Genomic DNA, 23,742 nt, shown 5'->3' on the forward strand with positions numbered 1-23,742 from the left:
TAAGGCTATTAGACCCCGAATTGAAATCAGAGGTTGGAATAGCACTTGTTAAAAACGCACAAATATATTGGAAGCAAACAAATAAGAGGAGCTTATACTGTTTTAACTTTTTTAGTAAGAAAAACTGGTAAGCATACAAATACCGCTATGGTAGAAAACATAAGTCCACCGATGGTGCCAATGGCCAATGAAAACCAAAATGCCTCATTTTCTCCTTCAAGTAAAAAAGGAATTAACCCAAAACAAGTAGAAAGTATAGTGAGCATAATGGGCTGTGCTTTACCCATTACTGCCCTTAATACTGCTCTGTTGTATTTTTTCAACTTGGTGTTATTAAGGTCATTTACAATGAAAATGGCCGCATTTACTACCAAGCCCCCAAGCATTACGAAAGATGCAAAACCACCTTGGTCGAAAGGGAAATCGAATAAGGAGAAAATGAGAAATAGACCAATAAAGGAAATAGGGATAGTGACAATAATGTAGAAAGGCTGTTTCAGGTTTTCGAACAAAATGGCACAAATCACAAAAATACCAATAATCAAATAGCCTAATAAACCATATTGCTTTGCTTCTTTGTCGAATCTGTAAAAACGATCTTGGGTGTCGATTTGATACCCCAGAGGAAGAGCCAATTTCATTTCTTCAATCATTTTGTCGCGGTATTCAGCACCAAATTTTGCCGACCCTAAATACTTAAACCCTAATTGTCTTAAGTATTGTCGGTCTTCTTTATGGATTTCATTAGCCCTTTCTTCAAAAACCATTGTAGCATAATTGTTGATTTTCACTAAACGACTGGTGTCAATAGGTAGCGCTTCTTCCATTAAATCATATTTGGAAAAGGCTTTGGCATTCATGGCCTTCACAAAAACTGGGGTGAGTTCGTTGTTTAAGTTGGCAAATGCCTCTGATCTGTCTGGTAATGTAAAGTCAGTAAGTACATTGGTAACAGCCCCTCTATTAATACCTGCCTTGGCCATTCTGTCTACATCAAAATAGAGCACATATTCATTTCCTTTTACGGCACTGCTATAGCCATAGCTAATTTGCTCATTGGTTTTTACTTCCTGTATCCTCTTATGGTTTTCAAGTTTTTCGGCTAAAATGTCTGCTTGTCTACTTAGTTGGTCGTAATTATAGCCTCTCATTCGAATGGAAAACTCTTGATTCTCTCCATTTTCTCCACCTATACCAAAATATCGGCCTACACCAGAAATAACCCACCTTACCCCTGTTAAATCAACTGATCGGGCTTGTAATCGCCCCTTGAGTTGATAAGGCAATGCAGAAAACTCATATTCTGGTTTAAAGGTAATTCGTACTGTGCCTGTTAAGTTATTGACACTGGTAATGTATTTGTCGATACCCTTTACTCCATCAATGTATTCCTCTACCTTTTTGATGACATCGTTTGCGTCTTCCAGTGTGGTGCCCATAGGGAGTGTGGCCTGTACTATTATTTGGGTTTGGCTATTTTCTCTATAACCTGATCTTCCGTATACTTCAGTTTTAAATTTGCGGTAGGCACCACCTAAAATTTTATCGGTAATTGGGCGAATATCATCTTGGTATTTATCGCTACCAATGGTTTTGTTATACCATTCATGTCCTTCCCATTGCAAGGGCAGTTGGAAAACGGGTAGTCCAAAACCTAGAATTACAATTACGATAAAAGCCTTTCTGTACCGAACCATAAAGCCTATGGATTTAGAATAGCCTCTAAACCATTTTACTTTTCTGCGGAGTTGACGGATACTGAATAATCTGCTTTTCTCCATATCTTTTTTAAACAAAAGCTGATAAAGGGCAGGAGTGAAAAATAAAGCAATGAGTAGAGAGACGGCCAAATTGATAGCTACCACTATCGAAAAATCAGAAAGGTTTCTTCGGTCTTCTTCTGGTAAAAGCAGTACCATTAAAAGGGCCATAATTGTAGTAAGCGAAGCCGCCAAAAGTGCTACAAAAATGCCTCGGTTTTTCTTGCGGTACATATGATCCATCATTACAATGGCATTATCTACTATCAACCCAAAAGAAATGGTGAGCCCGGCAATTGAATACATATGTAGCTCAACATCAAGTATGTATATAATTATGGCTGTAATACATAGGTTGACGGTAATGCCCATAAAAAGGGTAACTAAGTATCTTGGGTTACGATTAATGAGGAAAATGAACAACAATAGAATAATAATTGAAAGAGAGGTTCTTTTATAAATTTTATCCATCTCTTCATTTAAAAACTCGGTTTCGTCTTGCTCTAGAAAAATAGAAATGTCCGATTGCAGGGTAGCTTGTAACTCCTCAATTCGATCACGGATTTGTTTAGCGAGTACAATTTTATTTACGCCTTCCCGAGCATAAATGCGTAAATTAATGGCGTTACGGCCATTAATTCTGCTATACCTTGTCGGTTCCTGTTCTTCAATGTAAACCTTGGCTACATCTTTTAAGTAAAGTTCTTTGCCTTCAATATTGCTGATAACGGCTTGTTCCAAATCTTCTAAACTAGAAAGTTCAGACGAGCTTCTGAAGTAGAACTGCTGACCTGCTGGGTTTTTGATCATTCCAGGGTAATTTCTGTCTTGAAAAAGCCTTAAGCTGTTTACAATATCGCTTTTCGAAAGACCGTACCTCATTAATAGCAGGGGGTCAAAATCAACTGTTATTTGTAATTCGTTCGCACCTGTTAACTCGGTACTTTTAATCTCATTAATGTACGATAGCGGTTTTAAGATGTATTCATCTACATCCTTTTTGATTTTGTAAGAGGCATATGGGCCGTTGATGGAATAGAGCAATATCGGAGACTCAGTTTTGTTCTGTGTTTCTCCACCTCGCTGTTCCACCCTAGGGTAACTCATGGTTTCAGGTAACTTCTTGTAGAGGTTCCGAATCAGTGAATTGATCTCAAACTTACGGAACTCCATATCTTCTCCTTTGTCAAAAGATAATTCGATGCTTCCGCTATTGTCTCTAGAAACACTGGTGACTTTGTTTACCCCTTCAATTTGAGAAATGGCGTTTTCAAGTGGTGAAGTAGCCAAACGTTCTACGATGTCTGGTGATGAATTTGGCAAACTATAAGAGATAGTAATAGCCGGCTTTGTATAGCGTGGTGTGAAATTAACATTCAGCTTTGGGATAAAAGCGATGCCGATCATCGCTAGAACCACAAATACTATTACCATTCGAAAAGGTCGCTTCATCTTGAAAAATAATAAGCTCTTAGATATTCAACTTTAAATAAGTCTTTATTGGGTTGAAATGAAAATAAAAAACATGATAAATTTAATAAATTTTTAATTAAGGCAAATACAGCCTACTATAAAATTAGGTGTATGACTTTTATTTTAGTTATAACTACTATATTTGGTTTGAACCAATAGTAGTACTGTATGATGCTGAAACTTATATCAAAATTATTGGCAACTAGTTTTATGCTAATGTGCATACTATCCTGTAATTCGGTTAAAGATGAAAGCATCATTGTTTTTGGTGAATTAGAACAAGAAGAGTTTAGTGCTTTTTTATCGAGTACAGAACTCGAAGTTATTCCTTTGGCTACTGATGAGATGGTGATTGGTGATTTCAGCATGGCGAGAAGTACCGATAATGAATACTTTGTCTTTTCTGGTCAAGAAGGTAAAGTACACCGTTTTGGTAGTTCAGGTAATTTTATAAATACCATTGGCCAAATAGGAGATGGCCCCACAGAATACAGAAGTCCAGCTGGTTTTGTGCTCTCTAACGATAGTTTGGTGATACTTACATATAAGAAAGGTTCATCCTTATTTTATTATTCAAAACAAGGCGATTTTCTTAAATCCATGGATTTTGAAGAAAGCAGTTATGTGTCTTTTGAGTTAACCGACTACGGTTACGTGTTTTCTACAGGAGCCAATAAAGTGTTTGAGAATAAGCACAACTTACATAGCCGGAATTTTAAAGGCGAATTGATCAGTAAGTTCTATCCTATTGTTGACAGAGCCATGTTTTCTACAGGAGCTAATAATTTCGGTAGAGGAGAAAATGGCAGTCTTTACTTCGAGCCATTTAATAATCAGGTATATAAAGTTGAAAAGGATAGCTTGATGCCTACCTATGAATTCGATTTTGGTGATTTCAACCTAAAAGAGAATGCCTTTGATAGCGAGGATCCTTTTGAGAATTTTGAAAGAATTATGAATAATGGTATGGCCTTTATTTTGGCCTATTCTGAATCAGCAAACTATGCCTACTTCAATATAATGCTTCAGAAAAACCCTGATAAGCCTAAAGCATTTCATTTGTTGTTGAATAAGAAAACAGGCAAATCTAAGCTAATCAAGAGTTTGGAAGAAACTGCTCCGGCCTTTCAGTTTATGGATGGAGATCGTTTGCTTTTTCTTTTTCATGCGGGTGACATACTAAATTTAGAGAAGGAAAATCCTGGGCTTTTTGGAAAACATCAACAGGTGATCGACAATATTCGACTAGACGACAATCCAATAATCGTAATTGCTAAAATTGATTTCTGATGAAAAAAAACACGCTCTTATTTTTCGTAATTGTTGCCTTGATCTTGTCCTGCTCTACAGGTCCAAGAAAGCTTGTGCTCCCAAAACTGCCTGTGGTTTCTATTCAACCCGAGGCCGAAAATGAAAAGTCTCCTTTCGAGCTCACTCGAAATACATATGTGGCTTACATTTATAAGAAGTGGCAAAAAGATAGACTTTATCAAATCGAGTTGGCCGTGGCTGATTGCATTAAGAAGAATATGGATTACCTCATTTATGTAGAAGCTGACACAGAAACTGAGGTAAAACAGTGGTTGACAGAGTTAGACTACAAATATTCGGTAATTGTAGATAAGGAATCTCTTTTTAGAGAAGCCAATGGAGAATCTGTAGAAGGATATAATGGCTATATTATAAATAAGGACAGAGATATATTGGGGAGTCCGAGAATTCAATATCGCCAATAAGATTATGGTTAGTTTGAGTAAATACTAAGTAGAATTTTGTAGGTAATTAGGCTTAAGTCGATCTCTATTTGGAATTAATTTTTACCAGAAACTTAAATAACTAGTCAATTAGTTTTTTGAAATCATATTTTAGCATTATTTTGGACTATTATGAAAAGATTTTTTTTGATATCGACCTGTTTTCTATTGTGTTTAGCTTGTAAAGACCAAACCGTAAAGGTTGAAGAGGTAGACCAAGAAGCCTTAAGAAAACAAGTGCAACCTACTGAGGTAAAAGTAGCAACAGCAGAATACAGACCTTTCGAATTTTTAGTAAGTGCTACTGGTACTATCGAGTCCGACTATGAACTGGAAATTATTTTTGAAACCAGCGGATATTTAAAAGAGCTCAATATTGAAAACGGACAAAGGGTTAAAAAAGGGCAGGTCATTGGTCAATTGCAAAACGATAAAGAAAAATTTGCCCTAGAAAAAGCTCAGGTAGCCTTTGATAAAGCGTATCTAAATTACCGTAATGACTCGATTGCAAGAGGTAGCAATATTAACAAGGATGTTACCAATACTTTTGAATTGAACTCTGGAATGAAGGGAGCTAGAATTGATCTACGAGAAGCCCAAATCAATTTAGAGAACACCATTATTAAGGCACCTTCTGACGGTGTGATTGTTGATTTAGAAACAAAGGAGGGAAGTCTTGTTTCGGCAGGAAAAGTACTTTGTTCAATTTACAATGATAAAAGCCTTACACTTACCGCCAAGGTTTTAGAGCCCGACTTTGGTTATATAAAACGTGGCCTTGTAGCAGACGTTTATCCGCTAGCACGAAGAGATCAATCTTTTTTGGCTACTGTAAATGAGATCAACCCAAGGGTGAATGAAGAAGGAATGGTTCAGATAGAATTAAAATTGAACCAATCAGAAGGCCTTTTGCCAGGCATGAGTGCTAGCGCAATTATACGTGTGCCTCAAGAATTGCACATTATTGTACCGAGAGAAGCGGTAGTGATTAAGCAAGGGAAGCCAGTTATTTTTACTGTAGTAAATGGAATGTCTCAGTGGAAATATGTAGAGATAGGACTTGATAACGGAACGGATGTAGAAGTGCTAGACGGCCTAAAAGAAGGAGACCAAGTGGTACTGACCAACAATATTCAATTAGCGCACGATGCTAAAGTTAGCATTGCCGAAGAAGACCTCACCAACTCTAACCAGTAAGCAATGGTTAAATTTCTGATCAATCGACCTGTTGCGGTATTCCTCAGCTTTATAGGTATTTTATTTTTTAGCTTTTTAGCTTTACAAAGGTTGCCGGTTTCTTTATTGCCCAATATAGAGGTGCCTGCTATTATAGTTAAGGTAAACTACCCTAATAACCCGCCTAGCATTATTGAGAATAGCATCCTCAGTCCAATCCGCACTTCGCTAAACACGCTAAATAACCTAAAGTCGGTTGAAAGTATTGCTAATAGTGAAACTGGAATGCTCAAATTACAATTTGAGTTTGGCACTAGAATGGACTTGGCCTACATCGAGATCAATGAAAAGATTGATAGGCTTCAGGAAAATCTGCCGCGTGATATGGATAGGCCGCAAGTGGTACGAATCAATACTTCAGACATTCCAATTGCTAGAATTCAGGTAATTCCTAAAGAAGGAAGTGACTACACACAAACATCAGAACTAACCGACCGAGTTTTAAAGAAAAGAATAGAACAAATCAGTGGAGTTTCTATTGTAGACGTAAATGGTTTTCAAGGTCAGTTTATAAGCATTACCCCAGATTTAGATAAGATTAGAGCTCTTGGTCTTTCCGAACAACAAATTGATCAGGTTTTACAGGGAGCCAATCGCGATTTAGGTAGACTTTCGGTAAAGGATGGTCAGTATCGATATTTTGTGCGAATTGCCAACCGCTTAGATAATATTGATGAGATTGAACAACTTCCAATTATTAATAGAGAAGGTGATGTAATTAAGTTAAGTGCAATTGCTGAAGTTAAGTTTCAGTCCGATAAAAGGCAGGGCTATCACTTAAGTAATCAAGAAGAGGGCTTGGTGGTAACGGTTCATAAGCAGGCCAAGGCCAAAATGACAGAATTGACACCATTGCTTTATGAAGCAGTGGAGGAGTTTAAAAAGGATTATCCTCAAACAAATTTTGAGCTTACTCAAGATCAATCAATTTTGCTTAATGCTGGAATCGATAACTTAAAAACCAGCCTTATCTATGGGGGCATCTTCGCCTTCGCGGTACTTTTTCTTTTTATGGGAAATGTGCGAATGCCTATTATGATGGGAATTACACTTCCTATTTCACTTCTGATAAGCTTTTTATTCTTCTATGCTTTTGGTCTTTCTGTAAATATTATTTCACTAAGTGGCTTAGCGCTTGGTTTAGGAATGCTGATCGATAACTCAATTATTGTGATCGACAACATTACTAGAAAAAGGAAAGATGGACTGGATATAGTGGAAGCCTGTGTGCAAGGGGTAAATGAAGTAATGACCCCACTTATTAGCTCTGTATTGACCACATTGGCAGTATTCGTTCCCTTAGTTTTCCTTAATGGGCTATCGGGTGCATTGTTTTATGATCAAGCGCTTTCCGTAGCTATCATTCTAGGTACATCATTAATGGTAGCTTTCGTGCTATTGCCTTTGCTTTATCGTAAGTTTTTTGAAAACCTGAAAAGGCCAATAAAGGAAGATAGTCTTATTTTTAAAGGGATTTTGAAATTGTACAAAGCCATTTTTAGTGTGGTTTGGCGATTTAAAACCATAAGCCTTATTCTACTGATTGCCTTAATTCCTCTGGCTTATTTTATGATTATTGGCGCTCATAAAAAGGGCTTGCCGGCCATTGAGAAAACAGAGACTTTGGTAACCATTCAATGGAACGAACCCCTTGATGCTGAAGAAAATAAAAGAAGAGTGTTAGACCTCATAGCTAAAACAGCTGGTTCTACTCAAAGCGAATCTGATATTGGGTTGAAGCAATTTTTATTGGCCGAACAGAGTAATTCTATTGAAAGTGCTGAAATGTATTTCAAGTCCGAGTCTACTGAAGCTAAATTAGATTTAGAGCAAAAGCTGACGGCTTTTTTAACGAATAATTATAGAAATGCTTCATTTCAGGTAGAGGATGCTCCAAACGCTTTCGATCAAATTTTTAGCTCAGACCAAAAATTCTTTATCGTAAAGTGGAAACAGCTTTCTGGTAATGAACGCCTTGACGAAGAAATGCTTGCTAAGCTTGAAAACGATGTGGCAGAAATTGTAAATGAGCCACCGCGCCCAGGAAATGGTTTTCAGTTTGGTGAGTCTATGGAAGCCGTGATTGACAATAAAGCTTTGTCTTTTTATGGTATTTCAGAAAACGCCATGAAAGATGCGCTTTCAAAAGCTTTGGATGGTTATATGGTTACTGAAATCAGACGTTTTGGTGAGGTGACACCAATTTGGATTCAACGCGGATCAGAGGATTTTAGAAGTAAGCTAAATGGCATATCCGTACAAGGAAGAAGAAATCAATCGTATCCGCTTTCGAGCTTTGTTAAATTCGAATACATTAAAGACATCAAAGCTGTAACCGCTGATAAAACGGGGATTTATCAGAGTTTAGAATGGGAGAACCTTGATGACGCTTCTATTGAAAAACTACAAGCGCAATTGCCAGCAAAGGCAGCTCAATACGGTCTGTCTGTCGATTTTGATGGAGCATATTTTCAAGGACGAGAAAACCTTCAGCAGTTGATTTTCATTTTAATGATTTCTGTACTCCTGCTCTATTTCATTTTAGCTGCTCAGTTCGAATCATTAGTTCAGCCTTTAATTGTAATTTTCACTTTACCACTTGGTATATCGGGTGCGCTTTTGGTATTAATGATTTGTGGAGGAACGCTCAATGTAATGTCGGCCATTGGTATAATTGTAATGCTAGGAATTATGGTGAACGATGCCATTCTAAAAATTGATACCATAAACAGGTTAAGGGAAGAATTTTCGTTGAGCGATTCTACAAATACCAAACGCCAAATATTACAGAATGCCATAGCAAAAACTGGTCAAATAAGGCTCAAGCCTATATTAATGACCTCGATTACAACCATTTTAGCATTATTGCCAGTTGTCTTTTCAAGCGGAATTGGTGCAGACTTGCAAAGACCGCTAGTTTACACGGTTATAGGCGGTTTGACCATAGGTACTTTTACCGCCCTGTTTTTTGTTCCGTTGTCTTACTGGGTAATTAGTAAGAAAAGGGATTGAATTTTCGGTAAAAGCAGATGGGCATTGAACAGCGTTTTTATTACAAATGCTTGAATGCTACCCACTTTTATTCGGTACTAATTTTTGAGTTAGAACATTACTTTCCAGCTCCTTCAATCCATGACCATCAATTGCAGGGTAAAACATTGCTAATTTTAAGTTGTAACCTATCCAATATTTAGCGTTTTGCTTTTATCTATCTAGGAATTCAAAGTTTGTAAAAAGACAGATATGGCCGATCATGGAAAATTGTACCCACCTAACACAACCTATTCAGGGTCAGGGGTGTCTTGATTGTTGAACAACAGATACCAGTAAGTAATTAATTAATAGAGCCCTCATAAATATACTTGCAATTGATCTTATATCTTTTATATATTTGGCGGCACTATTCTAAATTTTGATTATTTGAACTATAAATGTTAAAATACAAATAGCTGTCATTTCTTTTTTTCTTACATTATGATTCGACTTTCTCTTATAACCCTCCTTATACTTATTCAAATTAAGGTGTATGGACAACAATACAACCTAAAGGATTTTAATCTAGAGGGAGATATTAACACGTGGTACAGTGCACGTTTCGATTCGGTAAATATTAAACCGATGACAGGAGTGCTCGCAAGCTTGGCTTCACAAAGGCCAAAGGTCAATGCTTTTTTTACAGAGAATACGCTGGACTGGATGAAGGCCAGCATTATGTATGATAATCAGCGCTACGATAATGTTCGCATTAAGTATGATATAGAGCAGCAGCTTGCTTACATCTCGCACCCTTTGAATAAGCAAACCATTACCCTAGATCAACAACTGGTTAATTGGTTTAGAACTCCTGCCGGAATATTCAAACCAAAGAATGAAGCAACAGGCTACTACCTGATAATCTTTGAGGGAGAACAGCTTTCACTAGTTAAAGAAAGCTCCAAACGGCTGGTTATCCAAAATCGTGAGTTTGACTATGCACGTACGGATGAACTCTTTTTATTGACAAATAATGAGAAGGTGCGCATTAAGAATAGAAAGTCTTATCTAAAACAATTCCCAACACACAAAAAGGAAATAAAAAAGTTTATGCGATCTCAAGAATCTCGTGAAATAAATAGAACGGGTAAGGAAAGTTTCCTGATCCACTTGGCTAAGTACTGTGATAACCTTTCTATCCAATGAGAAAAGTAATCGCAATTAGCTTATTGGTTCTAAGCCTCAATGGCTTTGCCCAGCAAAATCAACCAACCTTTTCTGGAACATATGAAAGCGCTCCGTTCGAAAAGGTTGTTTTAGATATGGAAGCCAGCTTGGCTTATACTTTTTTCTATAAAAAGGAGTGGATTGATTCACTACAGTTTACGGGTGTATTTAATCAAACACCTTTAGAGGCTGCACTAAACAAGCTTGTTGAAAACACTCCTTTAAGGTTTTACCTAGATGGGAAAAAAGTGTATTTAACTAACGGAATTACCATTATTACTACTCCTGAAATTGTAAGTAATGTGTTAGCTCAAGCGAATAAACGTAAAGAAGAACCGAAGGTAGACGAAGCGAAAGAGCTTCTTTTTACCAAAGAGTTTAAGGGCGAAACGCAGAACAGCAAAGACCTAGAAAATTATGTTTTTGAAGTGGGAAGTAGAGCGCAGTTTAAAGCGGGAAGTAATTCAACGCTGGTGGGGTATATTAAAGACAATATGACTGGAGAGCCAGTAGAGGGAGCTCTTGTATATACATCCGATGGTAATAAGGGATCTATTTCTGGTAAAGATGGCTTTTATTCTTTGAATATCCCGAATGGAAAACATGAGCTGCAAGTGCAGTTCACTGGAATGAAGCGAGCCAGAAGAAATATTATTCTCTTTTCAGATGGCCAGCTGAATATCGGGATGGATGTAGATGTAATTGCTTTAAATGAGGTAGTTGTAGAAGCCAATAGAGGAGCCAATATTGAGCGATTAACTACAGGGGTTGAACGACTCAATGTTGAACAATCTAGAACAGTACCAGTGGTTTTGGGTGAAAAAGACATTTTAAAAGTTGCCACTACTTTTGCAGGTATTCAAACCGTAGGAGAAGGCGCTGCAGGGTTTAATGTTAGGGGAGGAAAATCTGATCAGAACCTATTCCTTTTCGAAGGCGCTACAGTATATAATGCATCACACTTTATGGGCTTCTTTTCAGTATTCAACTCTGACGCCCTTCAGGGAATGGAAATATTCAAAAGTGGTATTCCTGCCAGTCGTGGAGGAAGGTTGTCATCAGTTTTTGAAATCACAGCCAAAACAGCCAATAAAGAAAAACTTGTTGTGGAAGGCGGGGTGTCACCAATTACCTCTAGAGTAACGGCTGAAATTCCCATAATAGAAGGTAAATCGTCTCTTTTGGCCAGTGGAAGGGTTACCTATTCTGATTGGATTCTTCAGAGTGTGGCTCATTCGGATTTCAAAGGCAACAAGGTTTCTTTTAGTGATTTTATTGTTAAATACGATCATGAAATCAATCAAGAAAACAAATTGTCACTTTCGGCTTACCTGAGTAAGGATGACTTCCGATTAAGTTCTGATACACTGTTTTCATTCTCTGATTTCTCTTATATCAATGAAATGGCTTCCGCTAAATGGCTACACAGAGTAAACGAAACTATGGATGCTTCTCTAATAGCTACATACAGCAAATATGAGTATGACTTCGAGTCAACCCAGCTGGTGAAAAATGCTTTTGGTCAAGATTTTGGAATAAAAGAGTATGGAGCAAAACTTGATATTAATAAGGATTTGCAGGCTGCTCACCAGCTCAATTTTGGATTGGAAGCAAAAAGATATGACATCAATCCAGGCACTAAGTCCCCCATTGGCCAAGAGTCTATTGCCGCTACCGTTAAACTAAGTCCAGAACAAGGAATTGAAGGAGGGCTCTATGTTTCTGATAAGCACGAAATCAATGAAAAACTCAGTTTTAATTATGGTCTTCGATATAGCTTTTTCACATATTTAGGTCCAGGAGTTACCAGCCTTTATTTAGAAAATGCTCCAAAGAATGCCGATACTCAGACAGGTCAGGCAATCCATGGAAAAGGTGATTTTATAAAAACTTATCAAGGTCCTGAATTACGATTGGCCGCAAGGTATATGTTAGGCGATAGTCGTTCTGTAAAGCTCAGTTACGATAAAAGCAGACAGTACCTGCATGCGCTATCTAACAGCTCATCTTTGTCGCCAACTGATATTTGGAGGCTTTCAAACAGCTACATAAAACCTCAAACTGGCGATCAAATATCGCTCGGCTATTATGAAGACTTTTTAAATAGTGAACTAGAAACTTCACTTGAATTATATGCGAAGAAATTAGATAACCTGCTCGATTTTAAAACAGGAGCTGATTTTCTGCTAAATGACAGAATTGAATCTATTGCGCTTCAAGGTCCTGGAAAATCATACGGTTTAGAATTGTCTTTGAAGAAATCAACAGGTCGATTGAACGGTTGGTTTAACTATTCATATGCACGTACTTTTATAAAGCTAGATGGAGAGTTTGATGAGGAAACGGTCAATAACGGAAAGTTCTTCCCTACCAATTACGATAAACCACACACTATCAATTTGGTGAGTAACTATGAAATTACATCAAGGTTTACTGTATCGTATAACCTTGCTTACAGCACAGGCCGACCTATTACTTTCCCTACAGGACTTTATAAACTGAACGGGGTTGAAATTTTAAACTATTCCAATAGGAATGAATACCGAATTCCAGACTATTTCAGAATGGATTTGGGCTTTACCTTAAAATGGGGGCATAGAATAACTAAAGGGGCTCACTCTTTCTGGTCTGTCTCAATTTATAATCTCGTTGGTAGGAAAAACCCATTCTCTCTTTACTTCGATTTAGAAGATGGGGTAGTAAAAGGATACAAACTATCTGTATTTGGCTCGCCAATCCCGACCATCTCTTACAACTTTAAATTCTGATGGGGATGAAAATAACTCACATAAGAACAAACCGATTTTTGGCTATAATTACGCTGTTTTTTGTAGCAATTATAAATGCTTTAGCTCAAACCGAAAATGTAAGAGAGCGAGTGTTTATCGATGTTAATACTCACGATTTACTTGTAGGAGAAACCCTTCAGTATTCAACTTTCTGTTTAAGTAATACAACAAACAAACCTTCGGCTCTTAGTAAATACCTTTATGTTGAATTAATAGGTGAAGGAGGAGTTGTTTTTCAACGAAAACACCAGCTAGAAAATGGAAAAGCCAGCGGGGAATTTTTCATTCCATCTAATATAGAAACCGGTAAATACTACCTTGTGGCTTACACTCGCTGGATGCGAAACTTCGATGATGTAACCCAAGCTCCACTTATATTCATAAACCCATATAAAGGGCATACAAATGCAGATGTTTTAACTGAAGACGTAACGGTAGAATTTAATACGGTTTCGGGTGTTTTAATAGCAAATACTGCCAATAATGTGGTTTTTAAAGTGAGCCAAGGCAATAAACCGTTGATAAGGAAAGGCCGAGTAATTAGCGAAGATGGAAAGCAAATAGTAGATATTAATAGCGATGCCAATGGCTTTGGTGCTTTTGAAATTACCCCTGAAAAGGGAAAGTCCTACCAAATGCTTATTGAAAACCCTGAAGGAGGTTTTAAATTCTTTAACCTACCTTCTGCTACGGACACAGGTGTGGGGCTAAATATTTTGCATACCAATGCTGAAATTGAATTGAAGCCGTATGGTGATGTGAAAGGTGGTAGGCTTTACATTGAGCATCAAGGAAACGTAGTTTTAGAGCGCGATGTACAGAGCACCTACCCAATTAGAATAAAAAGAACAGAATTACCTTATGATGTTTTAAGGGTTTCTTTTAAAGATAACCAAGGAAGGTTAAGTTATGTGGTTCCTTTGTTCAATACAAAACTTGGTTTAGAAACATCACCAACTATTCTTGAAACCCGATCGCCAGCCGTAATTGAGCAGCAGCTTGCCAAAGGAAATTATAGTGTTTCTATTCGTAAATCATTTGGCAACCAAACACCGCAAATGCATGCGGCTTTCTCTAAAGAAGGTCTGAGTTTACCAGAAAATCTTGATTACACTGAACTACAAAATGCAGCAAGTTTTTATCGAATAGAGGAAAAAGAATTACCTACCAGCATTTCATTTTTACCAGAGTACCGTTATCAATTGCTTGAAGGTGTATTGAAAGCAGAAAGTGGTTTAGCTTCTGTGGAAAATAAAAATGTTATACTTAGCCTGACCGGTGAAAAAATTCTGAATATGTCTGTAGCAAGAACAGACAGTGAGGGGCGATTTTTGCTCGAGTACCAAACAATGAATAGAGGAGAGCAAACTGACGCTCACCTTGCCATGCCTGAGTTTGAAAGCGAATATTCCTTTGAGATCAGCGATAACTTTAAGAAGCAACATCAGCTGGATTTCTCTCCAGTAATTATTGATACAGCCCAACTTGCAGAAATTAGAGAGCGTAGTATCATCAGTCAGCTAGAAAACGCCTACTTCACACCGCTTATCGATTCTTCAGAAATTGAAAATAATATTTTACCAACAATGAATGCCTTTAATGCTCATTACGAATTCGATGATTATGTAAGGTTCCGTACTTTAAAAGAGCATTTAGTAGAGTACATTTCTGTGGCGGGAGTAAGAGAGAGACGTGGCGTGAAACGTTTTGTGGTTTACGATTTAGATTCAAACTTTGATTTTGAGCTGGAGTCATTGGTGTTGCTAGATGGTGTGCCTGTTCACGCCCCCGATTTATTAGAATTCAGCCCATACAGAATAAAAAGTGTAGATATAGCCAATAAACGCTATTTTTTAGGCTCTTATATCGCAGATGGAGTACTAAGTTTTAAAACTATAGAAGGCAACCTTGGAGGCTTTGAAATAAAAAACAATCACATGGCCTTCAGTTTGTTAACTCCTGAAGCAGAATCAAAAACTGCAGGAGGAAACCCCTTAGAAGACCTGAGAACTCCAGACGCTAGAATTCAATTGTTGTGGGCTCCTGAATATGAGGTAGCCGAAGACGGAGTAGAACAAATTCAATTCAATACTTCAGATGTAGAAGGGGATTTTGAATTGGTGATTGAAGGTTTTACAGAAGAAGGAATACCAGTTTCAATAATTAAAAAAATCAAGGTAAAAGAGCGTACGAATGAAAAAGGTTAATTACAAGACATTAGCCAAACTATGGCTGTTAATGTTGGTGGTGTTTGCTACTACTTCTTGTATTGAAGAGATAGAAACAGCTTCTTTTACTTATGATAAACTTTTGGTGGTAGATGCCAATATATCTGACCAAGCCAAAGCTCATGAAGTCCGTTTGTCTTATACTACTCCAGTAGATGGAGATGTTGATGATGCTTTTAATGCAGTTATAGGAGCAGAGGTTTGGATAGAAGATGACCTTGGCAATCGTGTTGATTTTTATGAACAAAGTGCGGGTGCTTATTTTACTGCTGACACTTATGCTGGCGAGGCAGGCAGAAGCTATTCGCTGTTTATTACCACCAATGACGGAAAGCGATATCAATCTTCATTCGAAAAATTGGTGGCAGCACCAGAGGTGAGTGACATCTACAATCGTTTTGCAATTGAATCAACTGACCAAGAGGGGGGCGCTACACCTGGAGTTCAGTTTTTTATCGATGTGAAAGAGGCAGACCAAAGCACTCAATTTTATAGATATGAATGGACTGATGCTCATCAAGTAATGGTTCCCTTTGTCAAAAAGTGGGAAGCCACGCCTTATTATGTGGGTTTAGCAATGTTCTATAGAATTACCCCTTTTAATGAAGATGTGCAGGAGTGTTACAGAGAAAACCAATTCAACGAACTGATTCTGGCCACCTCAGCAACAAATATTAACGGTGAGTTAAGTGAAATACCAATTAGCTTTTCTCCAGCTACTGATTTCGATGTCACCACCATGTATTCTATTGAAATTACACAGCGAGCTATTAGCCCGCAGGCTTATAGCTACTACCGAAAAATTAAACTCTTCAACGAATCAAACGGTTCGCTGTTCGATAAGCAGCAAGGAATAATTGTAGGGAATATTCGGTCTATCGACTCTCCTGATGAGCAAGTGTTGGGTTATTTCGAAGTGGCTGGCGCAAGTAGCAAAAGGGTTTTTTTAGCTCCTTTTGAGCTAGACCCTGAAGTTTATGAATATGTAACCAAGCCTTGTGAAACATATTCAGCTATGGCTTTTGATGGATCATTAAATACTTTTTATGAAGCTACCGACCTTCCTGAAGATTTGAGAGGCTCTGTAATTCCTATACGTGAACTTTATGAGCTTTACGATTACGATCAGTATACTGGCACTAAATTCTTGGCACATCGCCTTTGTGCAGACTGTAGAAAGAAGGGTAGTATAGGAAAACCAGAATGGTGGCAATAATATGAATTGAAAGAAATGTAGTTCTTCAATGTAGAGTTATTTCAATATGACTCTTCCAATCTTACATGATTTAAAGAAAATGGAAAAGAGGATCAGAATGAAAAGGATAACAGAAGGAGCATTGACTCAAGTTTACTTAATACTCTTGGTCTTGTTCGCAACTTCCTGCATTGAAGAGATAGATACAACCTCTTTTACATATGAAAAACTACTGGTGGTAGATGCCAATATTTCTGATCAGGCAAAAGCCCATGAAGTACGTTTGTTTTACACCTCGCCCATCGATGGAGATGTAGATGATACATTCAATGCTGCAACTGGCGCCACAGTTTGGGTAGAAGATAATCTGGGGATTCGCACATACTTTACAGAACAAAGTTCAGGTAATTACCTTTCTTCAGCTTCTTTTGCAGGAGAAGCGGGAAAAAGCTACACGCTTTTTATTACTACTCGTGAAGGAAAAAAATATCAGTCATCTGTTGAGAAATTGGTGCCTGCACCAGAAATAAGTGAGATTTATAATCGATTTGCTATTAAACCGATTGGCCAAAAAGCTAACCCTACACCAGGAATTCAGTTTTTTATCGATGTAGAAGATGCTGGTCAAAGCACCCAATTTTATCGTTATGAATGGACTGATGCGCACCAGGTGATAGTCCCTTATCTGAAAAAATATGAAGCAACCCCTATATATGGTATAGGGGATCCCATTTGGGTGATTGCTCCTTTCGATATTGATGTTACTGAGTGCTATAGAGAAAGTCGGTTCGATGAAGTAGTGCTTGCCACCTCGGCTAGTAGTAATGGCGAGTTACGTGAAATACCGATTAGGTTTTCAAAGGCCTCTGAATTCGATGTAACCACCATGTATTCTATTGAAGTAACTCAGCGAGCAATCAGTGCTCAAGCGTATAGCTACTATCGTAAGATAGAACTATTCAATGAATCAAACGGCTCATTATTCGATAAACAGCATGGTGCAATTGTGGGTAATATTTCATCAATGGATTCGCCAGACGAAAAAGTATTGGGTTATTTTGAAGTTTCTGGAGAGAGCAGCAAAAGAGTCTTTCTAGAACCTTCTCAGTTAGATGAAAAAGTAATGGACTATGTAGTCAGAACCTGCGAAGAATATTATGCCCTGGAGTTTGAAGGAGATCTAAATTTATTTTATAAAGCTAATGGCGTTCCGGAGGATTTATTGGGGGATGAATTAGTTAGACGCGCTTTTTATGAGGTCTATGATTATGATTCATTTACTGATACAAAGTTCCTAGCTCATCGCCTTTGTATAGACTGTAGAACAAGAGGAAGTCTTGGAAAACCAGAGTGGTGGCCATAGCAAATTTTAGAAAATAATTAATAACAATGGGAAACACTACCTACAAAATAACAGCGAAGTTTTGCTTCATATGTTTAGTGCTCTCGCTCCCTACTGCATGCATCGAAGAAATAGATACAGCTTCTTTTACCTATGAGAAGTTATTGGTGGTAGATGCCAATATTTCTGATCAGGCAAAAGCCCATGAAGTACGTTTGTTTTACACCTCGCCTATCGATGGAGATGTAGATGATACATTCAATGCTGCAACTGGCGCCACAGTTTGGGTAGAAGATAATCTGGGGATTCGCACATACTTTACAGAACAAAGTTCAGGTAATTACCTTTCTTCAGCTTCTTTTGCAGGAGAAGCGGGAAAAAGCTACACGCTTTTTATTACTACTCGTGAAGGAAAAAGATATCAGTCATCTGTTGAGAAATTGGTTCCTGCGCCAGAAATCACAGAAATTTATAATCGTTTTGTTGTTGAACCTGTTGGTCAAGAAGCTATTTCCACCCCAGGGATTCAGTTTTTTATTGATGTAGAAGATGACAGTCAAAGTACCCAGTTTTATCGTTATGAATGGACTGATGCTTATCAGATTATTGTCCCTTTTCCTAAAAAATGGGAGGCGGTATACGATAACGATGTATGGTATTTTTTTGAGGTTAATGAAGACATTAGTGAATGTTATAGAGAAAGTAGATTTGATGAAGTAGTACTAGGCACTTCAATTAATAATATTAATAGAGAGTTGCTGGAAGTACCCATAAAGTTTTCAGCAGCATCCGAATTTGATATAACTACCATGTACTCTATTGAAGTGACACAACGGGCCATAAGTGCTGAGGCCTATAGCTACTATCGAAAAATTGAATTGTTCAATGAATCGAATGGCTCATTGTTTGACAAGCAACAAGGCGTAATTGTAGGTAATATTTCTTCCATCGATTCTCCTCCTGACGAAAAAGTACTTGGTTATTTTGAGGCTTCCGGAGAAAGTAGTAAAAGGGTCTTTCTAGAACTCTCCGATTTAGATCAAGAGGTTTTTGAATATGTTTATCAACCTTGTGTAGGGAGCTCCATTATAGAATATGAGTACAGTATGAAAACCTTTTATGAAGCTGGGGATCTTCCTTCAGAAGTCAGGCCAGTAGAAATTCCAGTACGCGAACGATATGAACTTTTCGATTATAGACCTTGGAGCGGAGTTAAATATTTCGCCTACAAGCAGTGCGTTGATTGCAGAAAAAGAGGTAGTCTTCAAAAACCAGAATGGTGGCAATAGGCTTTTGCCGTTTTCTGCTACCTAATTCTATCTACCGACTTTACCAGTTGCTCGTCTTTACGAATAAAACGGTTGGCCAATGCATTTAAAATTAAGGCTCCAGCAGGCAACATAAAGCCAAGGTGAAAACCGCCCTGCACTTGTGGCATTACTATTTCTTCAAATTGGTTTACTTTAAAAAAGCATACGCCCAAATAACTAACCATTAAAAGCGAGTTAAGTGCGCCCAATTTCATTTGGTTTAATCTGTTCTTAAACTGGAAAATAGAAAACAAAGCCACTAAAGAAGCCGCAACAGCCAATGCTGCCAAATACCAAGTACTTTCAGTTTGCGTGATTACATCGTCAGAAGAATCTTGAGGCATTTCTCCCATATCAATCACCTTCATTTCCATAGGTGAAAATAAAATTCCCGTTGAAGTTTCTGGGTTTACTTCGCTCCAAATGTAGAAGGCTAAAACCATACCCATACAAATAGAAACGCCTAATAAAAGAATGCTCTGAATTCGCTGTATCATGTCTTTTTTGAATTATGCTGCAAATATAACCAAATCACTTTGAGTTGGAAGTCATTTAATTCATCAAGAATTAGGCTAATGATCTTCATCTAAAAGAATGTAGTTGATTTGTCTATTCTGGTAAATCTTTTCCTTGCTATTTAATTTGAGTTAAATTCGTGTCTCGAAAATCACAAACCCAAATTTGTTTATGGAAACTGCTTATATCGTTGATATCGTAAGAACCCCAGTCGGAAAATTCGGAGGCACATTGGCATCAGTTCGCCCTGATGATTTAGCGGCTCATGTCATTAAAGCTTTGATGGCGCGAAACCCTTCTTTCGATCCTAAATTTGTGGAAGATGTGATTTTTGGAGCAGCTAATCAAGCCGGAGAAGACAACCGTAACGTGGCTAGAATGGCGCTGCTTTTGGCTGGCTTACCTATTGAAACAGGTGGAGTTACCGTGAACCGTCTATGCGCTTCTGGGCTTCAGTCAATTATGGATGCCTCGCGTGCGTTGATGTTGGGCGAAGCGGGTGCGTATATCGCTGGCGGTGTAGAAAGTATGACGCGCGCCCCTTTCGTTTTGGGCAAATCTGAAACCGCATTTGGTAGGGCTACCGAAATGTATGATACTACAATTGGCTGGAGATTTATTAACCCTAAACTTTCAGAATTACACTATCCATACGGTATGGGCGAAACAGCCGAGAACGTAGCTGAAAAATGGAAAGTGAGCCGTGAAGCACAAGATGAATTTGCGCACCATACACAGTTGAAATATCAGGCGGCTCATGAGGCTGGAAAATTTAAAAATGAATTAGCACCAGTAGAAATTCCGCAACGAAAAGGTGATGCTATCATCTTTGATAAGGATGAACATCCTAGACTTTCTTCTGTAGAAAAACTAGGTACTTTAGCGCCAGCTTTTAGAAAAGGGGGCTCTGTTACAGCGGGTAATTCTTCAGGAATTAATGATGGAGCTGCCGCAAGTTTAATTGTGAATGAAGCCACTTTAAAGCAATTCAATTTAAAACCAATGGCGCGAGTAGTTTCTATGGCCATTGCAGGTGTTTCTCCTGACTGCATGGGGGTAGGGCCAATTCCGGCTACTCAAAAAGCATTAAAAAGAGCAGGACTTACTGCAAGCGATATTGATTTGGCCGAGGTAAATGAAGCGTTTGCGGCACAAGCCATTCCTTGTGTTCAAGAACTCGGGTTGAATCCTGACATTGTGAATGTAAACGGTGGGTCAATTGCCATCGGTCACCCACTGGGCGGAAGTGGAACTCGAATTTCGGCTACTTTGCTACACGAAATGCAGAAACGTGAAAACGTGAAATACGGCTTAGCAACCATGTGTATTGGCGTAGGTCAAGGAGCGGCCATTATTTACGAGAAACTGTAATTTAGAACTACTTCTGACTTCGGTCTTCCGACTTCGTGCTCAATGAGATACTTCATCGACATCAGCTACAAAGGAACCAGCTACCATGGTTGGCAAATCCAAAAGAATGCTCATACGCTTCAGGCCGAGATTGAGAACGCACTTTTCAGATTATTAGGCGTCCAAACCCCCATTATGGCAAGTGGTAGAACCGATGCTGGCGTGCATGCTAAACAGCAAATTGCTCATTTCGATACCGCAGAAGCAATTGATGTTGAGCAATTGAAATTTAGGCTAAATCGTTTTTTTGCTCGCGATATTGTGATTAACAGCATTTTGGAAGTCAAACCCGATGCGCATGCAAGATTTAATGCTACCGAACGGGCTTATGAATACTATGTAAACCAAAACAAGAATCCTTTTTTACAAGAGCTGAGTTATTATTTTCCCAAACCATTGAATATAGATTTAATGAACCAAGCGGCCTCTAAGTTATTGGGAGTTCAAGATTTTGAAAGCTTTAGCAAAGTAAAAACCGATGTGAATAACTTTATTTGTAACATAACCAGAGCGGAATGGCAAATCGAGAACGATTCTTTGGTTTTTCACGTTACTGCCAACAGGTTTCTCAGGGGTATGGTGCGGGCCTTGGTCGGTACTTTGCTCGAAGTAGGCCTCGAAAAAATAACAGTAGAAGATTTTAAAAAAATTATAGAGCAAAAAGATCGAACTGCCGCAGGTGATGCAGCTCCACCAAAAGGCCTGTTTTTGTCGAAAGTTACGTATCCTAGTTCTCTATATAGCAACTAATCCTTTGGAAAAAGAACAAGTTAAAAGCGGTAATATTGTTGATTTTAAAGTGCTTAAGCGACTTTTTCGCTTTGCTAAGCCTTATCTCAAGCAATTTTATTTACTCGTATTTCTTACCGTTTTGCTCGCTGTTTTGGTGCCTATCAGGCCATACATCGTGCAACTTTCCATCGATACTTATGTGCCGCAAGGCGATTACGCAGGCCTAATGACCATGCTGATTATTTTGGTCATCCATCTGGTTGTTTTGGCCATTGTGCAATACGCCCATACCTATCTTTCGGGCTGGGTGGGGCAAACCATTATTAAAGACATACGCATAAAACTTTACGAGCACCTTCTAAAACTGAAGTTGAAGTTTTTCGATAAAACTCCAATCGGTAGGTTGGTAACTCGAAATGTTTCGGATATTGAAACACTTTCAAATGTATTTAGCGAGGGCATTGCAGCCTTGATTGGCGACCTGCTTCAGCTCGTTTTCATCATGGGCTTTATGTTCTACCTCGATTGGCGATTAACGCTGATCAGTTTAGCCACTTTGCCGCTGCTTATTTTCAGTACCTACATTTTCAAAGAGAAAATCAAAGTCACTTTTAACGATGTTCGGAACGCAGTTTCTAACCTAAATTCTTATGTGCAAGAGCATGTAACAGGAATGAACATTGTTCAGATTTTTAATGCTGAAGAACGCGAATACGATAAATTCAAAAAGATAAATAAGGAGCATGAAAAGGCACATATTAAGTCAGTGCTATATTATGCTATCTATTTTCCTGTGGCAGAAATTATTCAAGCAGCGGCCATTGGTATGGTGGTTTGGTACGGTGCAAGGGGTATTTTGAATGACTCTGGCATTGGGCCTGGCCTTATCATTTCCTTCATTATGTACCTTCAAATGTTCTTCCGCCCAATAAGGATGATTGCTGATAGGTTTAACACCCTACAAATGGGGATTGTAAGTTCGAACCGGATTTTCACCCTTTTAGATAGCAATGAAAACATTGCCGATGAAGGCACTTATATGCCTGAAAAATTCAAAGGAGATGTAAAATTCAAGAATGTTTGGTTTGCTTATAATGATGAAGAATACGTACTAAAAGATATTTCTTTCGAAGTTAAAGAAGGAGAAACTATTGCTTTGGTGGGAGCAACGGGAGCTGGAAAATCTTCCATCATCAATCTTTTGAGCCGCTTTTATGAAATCAATAAAGGCACCATTGAAATTGACGGTCATGATTTGAAAGAATATGACCTTTCTGCTTTGCGTGAAAAAATAGGAGTGGTTTTGCAAGATGTTTTCTTGTTTTCAGATACCATTCGCTATAACATTACCATGGGTAACCCTGATATTTCTGATGAGAAAATTCAGGAAGCTGCAGCACTTGTTGGGGCAAAAAAGTTTATTGAACGACTGCCAGGTGGCTACGATTATAATGTAATGGAACGTGGTGCTACGCTCTCGGTAGGGCAACGCCAATTGATTTCCTTTGTGCGCGCCATGGTGTACGATCCTCAAATTATAGTGCTCGATGAAGCCACTTCTTCTGTAGATTCAGAAACAGAGGAAATGATTCAACATGCCATTGAAAAACTGATGACAGGAAGAACAGCCATTGTGATTGCCCATAGGCTTTCTACCATTCAGAATGCGGATAAAATAATCGTGCTCGATAAAGGTGAAATCAAGGAAATTGGTAGCCACCAAGAACTTTTAGATAAAGGTGGATTCTACGCCAACTTGTATAAAATGCAGTACAAAGAAGTGAAAACAGTATAGAT

15 protein-coding genes are annotated in these 23,742 nt (G+C 38.3%); 13 read left to right on the forward strand and 2 right to left on the reverse strand.

From position 1 onward, the window contains the following. Positions 1-92 precede the first annotated feature (92 nt). Positions 93-3,212, reverse strand: coding sequence for an efflux RND transporter permease subunit (locus tag OB69_RS10160; protein WP_053223617.1), 3,120 nt, complete (start codon positions 3,210-3,212; stop codon positions 93-95). A 237-nt stretch (positions 3,213-3,449) separates the two neighbouring features. Here OB69_RS10160 and OB69_RS10165 point away from each other — a divergent pair, with 237 nt between their 5' ends. From OB69_RS10165 to OB69_RS10210, 10 genes are all read left to right on the forward strand, one after another. Next, the gene (locus OB69_RS10165) at positions 3,450-4,523 is read left to right on the forward strand and encodes a 6-bladed beta-propeller (protein ID WP_185096896.1); all 1,074 of its coding nucleotides are present in this window, start codon (positions 3,450-3,452) and stop codon (positions 4,521-4,523) included. Further along, on the forward strand, positions 4,523-4,969 hold the full coding sequence (locus tag OB69_RS10170) for a hypothetical protein (protein WP_053223619.1): 447 nt from the start codon (positions 4,523-4,525) through the stop codon (positions 4,967-4,969). Before OB69_RS10165 ends, OB69_RS10170 begins: the two co-directional genes overlap by 1 nt. A 150-nt stretch (positions 4,970-5,119) precedes the next feature. Then, complete coding sequence (locus tag OB69_RS10175) at positions 5,120-6,184, forward strand: efflux RND transporter periplasmic adaptor subunit (protein ID WP_071387059.1); 1,065 nt, start codon at positions 5,120-5,122, stop codon at positions 6,182-6,184. Between the two features lie 3 nt (positions 6,185-6,187). Continuing rightward, the gene (locus OB69_RS10180) at positions 6,188-9,235 is read left to right on the forward strand and encodes an efflux RND transporter permease subunit (RefSeq protein ID WP_053223621.1); all 3,048 of its coding nucleotides are present in this window, start codon (positions 6,188-6,190) and stop codon (positions 9,233-9,235) included. A 462-nt stretch (positions 9,236-9,697) separates the two neighbouring features. Continuing rightward, positions 9,698-10,402 carry a hypothetical protein gene (locus OB69_RS10185; RefSeq protein ID WP_053223622.1) on the forward strand — a complete coding sequence of 235 codons (705 nt, stop codon included), beginning with the start codon at positions 9,698-9,700 and terminating at the stop codon, positions 10,400-10,402. Continuing rightward, on the forward strand, positions 10,399-13,191 hold the full coding sequence (locus OB69_RS10190; protein ID WP_053223623.1) for a carboxypeptidase-like regulatory domain-containing protein: 2,793 nt from the start codon (positions 10,399-10,401) through the stop codon (positions 13,189-13,191). The genes OB69_RS10185 and OB69_RS10190 overlap by 4 nt, the downstream gene beginning before the upstream one ends. 5 nt (positions 13,192-13,196) lie before the next feature. Next, complete coding sequence (locus OB69_RS10195; RefSeq protein ID WP_157608541.1) at positions 13,197-15,419, forward strand: hypothetical protein; 2,223 nt, start codon at positions 13,197-13,199, stop codon at positions 15,417-15,419. Beyond that, positions 15,406-16,656: a DUF4249 domain-containing protein gene (locus tag OB69_RS10200; protein ID WP_053223625.1), complete on the forward strand. Its 1,251-nt coding sequence runs from the start codon at positions 15,406-15,408 to the stop codon at positions 16,654-16,656. Before OB69_RS10195 ends, OB69_RS10200 begins: the two co-directional genes overlap by 14 nt. A 97-nt stretch (positions 16,657-16,753) precedes the next feature. Continuing rightward, the gene (locus OB69_RS10205) at positions 16,754-17,998 is read left to right on the forward strand and encodes a DUF4249 domain-containing protein (protein ID WP_185096897.1); all 1,245 of its coding nucleotides are present in this window, start codon (positions 16,754-16,756) and stop codon (positions 17,996-17,998) included. Between the two features lie 26 nt (positions 17,999-18,024). Next, on the forward strand, positions 18,025-19,266 hold the full coding sequence (locus OB69_RS10210; RefSeq protein WP_053223627.1) for a DUF4249 domain-containing protein: 1,242 nt from the start codon (positions 18,025-18,027) through the stop codon (positions 19,264-19,266). Between the two features lie 17 nt (positions 19,267-19,283). Here OB69_RS10210 and OB69_RS10215 read toward each other — a convergent pair whose 3' ends face one another. After that, positions 19,284-19,784 carry a DUF4293 domain-containing protein gene (locus OB69_RS10215; protein WP_053223628.1) on the reverse strand — a complete coding sequence of 167 codons (501 nt, stop codon included), beginning with the start codon at positions 19,782-19,784 and terminating at the stop codon, positions 19,284-19,286. Between the two features lie 190 nt (positions 19,785-19,974). Between OB69_RS10215 and OB69_RS10220 the strand changes: the two genes are divergently transcribed. From OB69_RS10220 to OB69_RS10230, 3 genes are read left to right on the forward strand one after another with little or no spacing between them, the layout of a single operon-like run. After that, the gene (locus tag OB69_RS10220) at positions 19,975-21,174 is read left to right on the forward strand and encodes an acetyl-CoA C-acyltransferase (protein ID WP_053223629.1); all 1,200 of its coding nucleotides are present in this window, start codon (positions 19,975-19,977) and stop codon (positions 21,172-21,174) included. Between the two features lie 42 nt (positions 21,175-21,216). Next, positions 21,217-21,963, forward strand: coding sequence for a tRNA pseudouridine(38-40) synthase TruA (gene truA, locus OB69_RS10225; RefSeq protein ID WP_053223630.1), 747 nt, complete (start codon positions 21,217-21,219; stop codon positions 21,961-21,963). A 4-nt stretch (positions 21,964-21,967) separates the two neighbouring features. Further along, positions 21,968-23,740, forward strand: coding sequence for an ABC transporter ATP-binding protein (locus OB69_RS10230; RefSeq protein ID WP_053223631.1), 1,773 nt, complete (start codon positions 21,968-21,970; stop codon positions 23,738-23,740). Positions 23,741-23,742: the final 2 nt, after the last annotated feature.

This window comes from Roseivirga seohaensis subsp. aquiponti, from assembly GCF_001267955.1.
Taxonomy (GTDB): Bacteria; Bacteroidota; Bacteroidia; order Cytophagales; family Cyclobacteriaceae; genus Roseivirga; species Roseivirga seohaensis.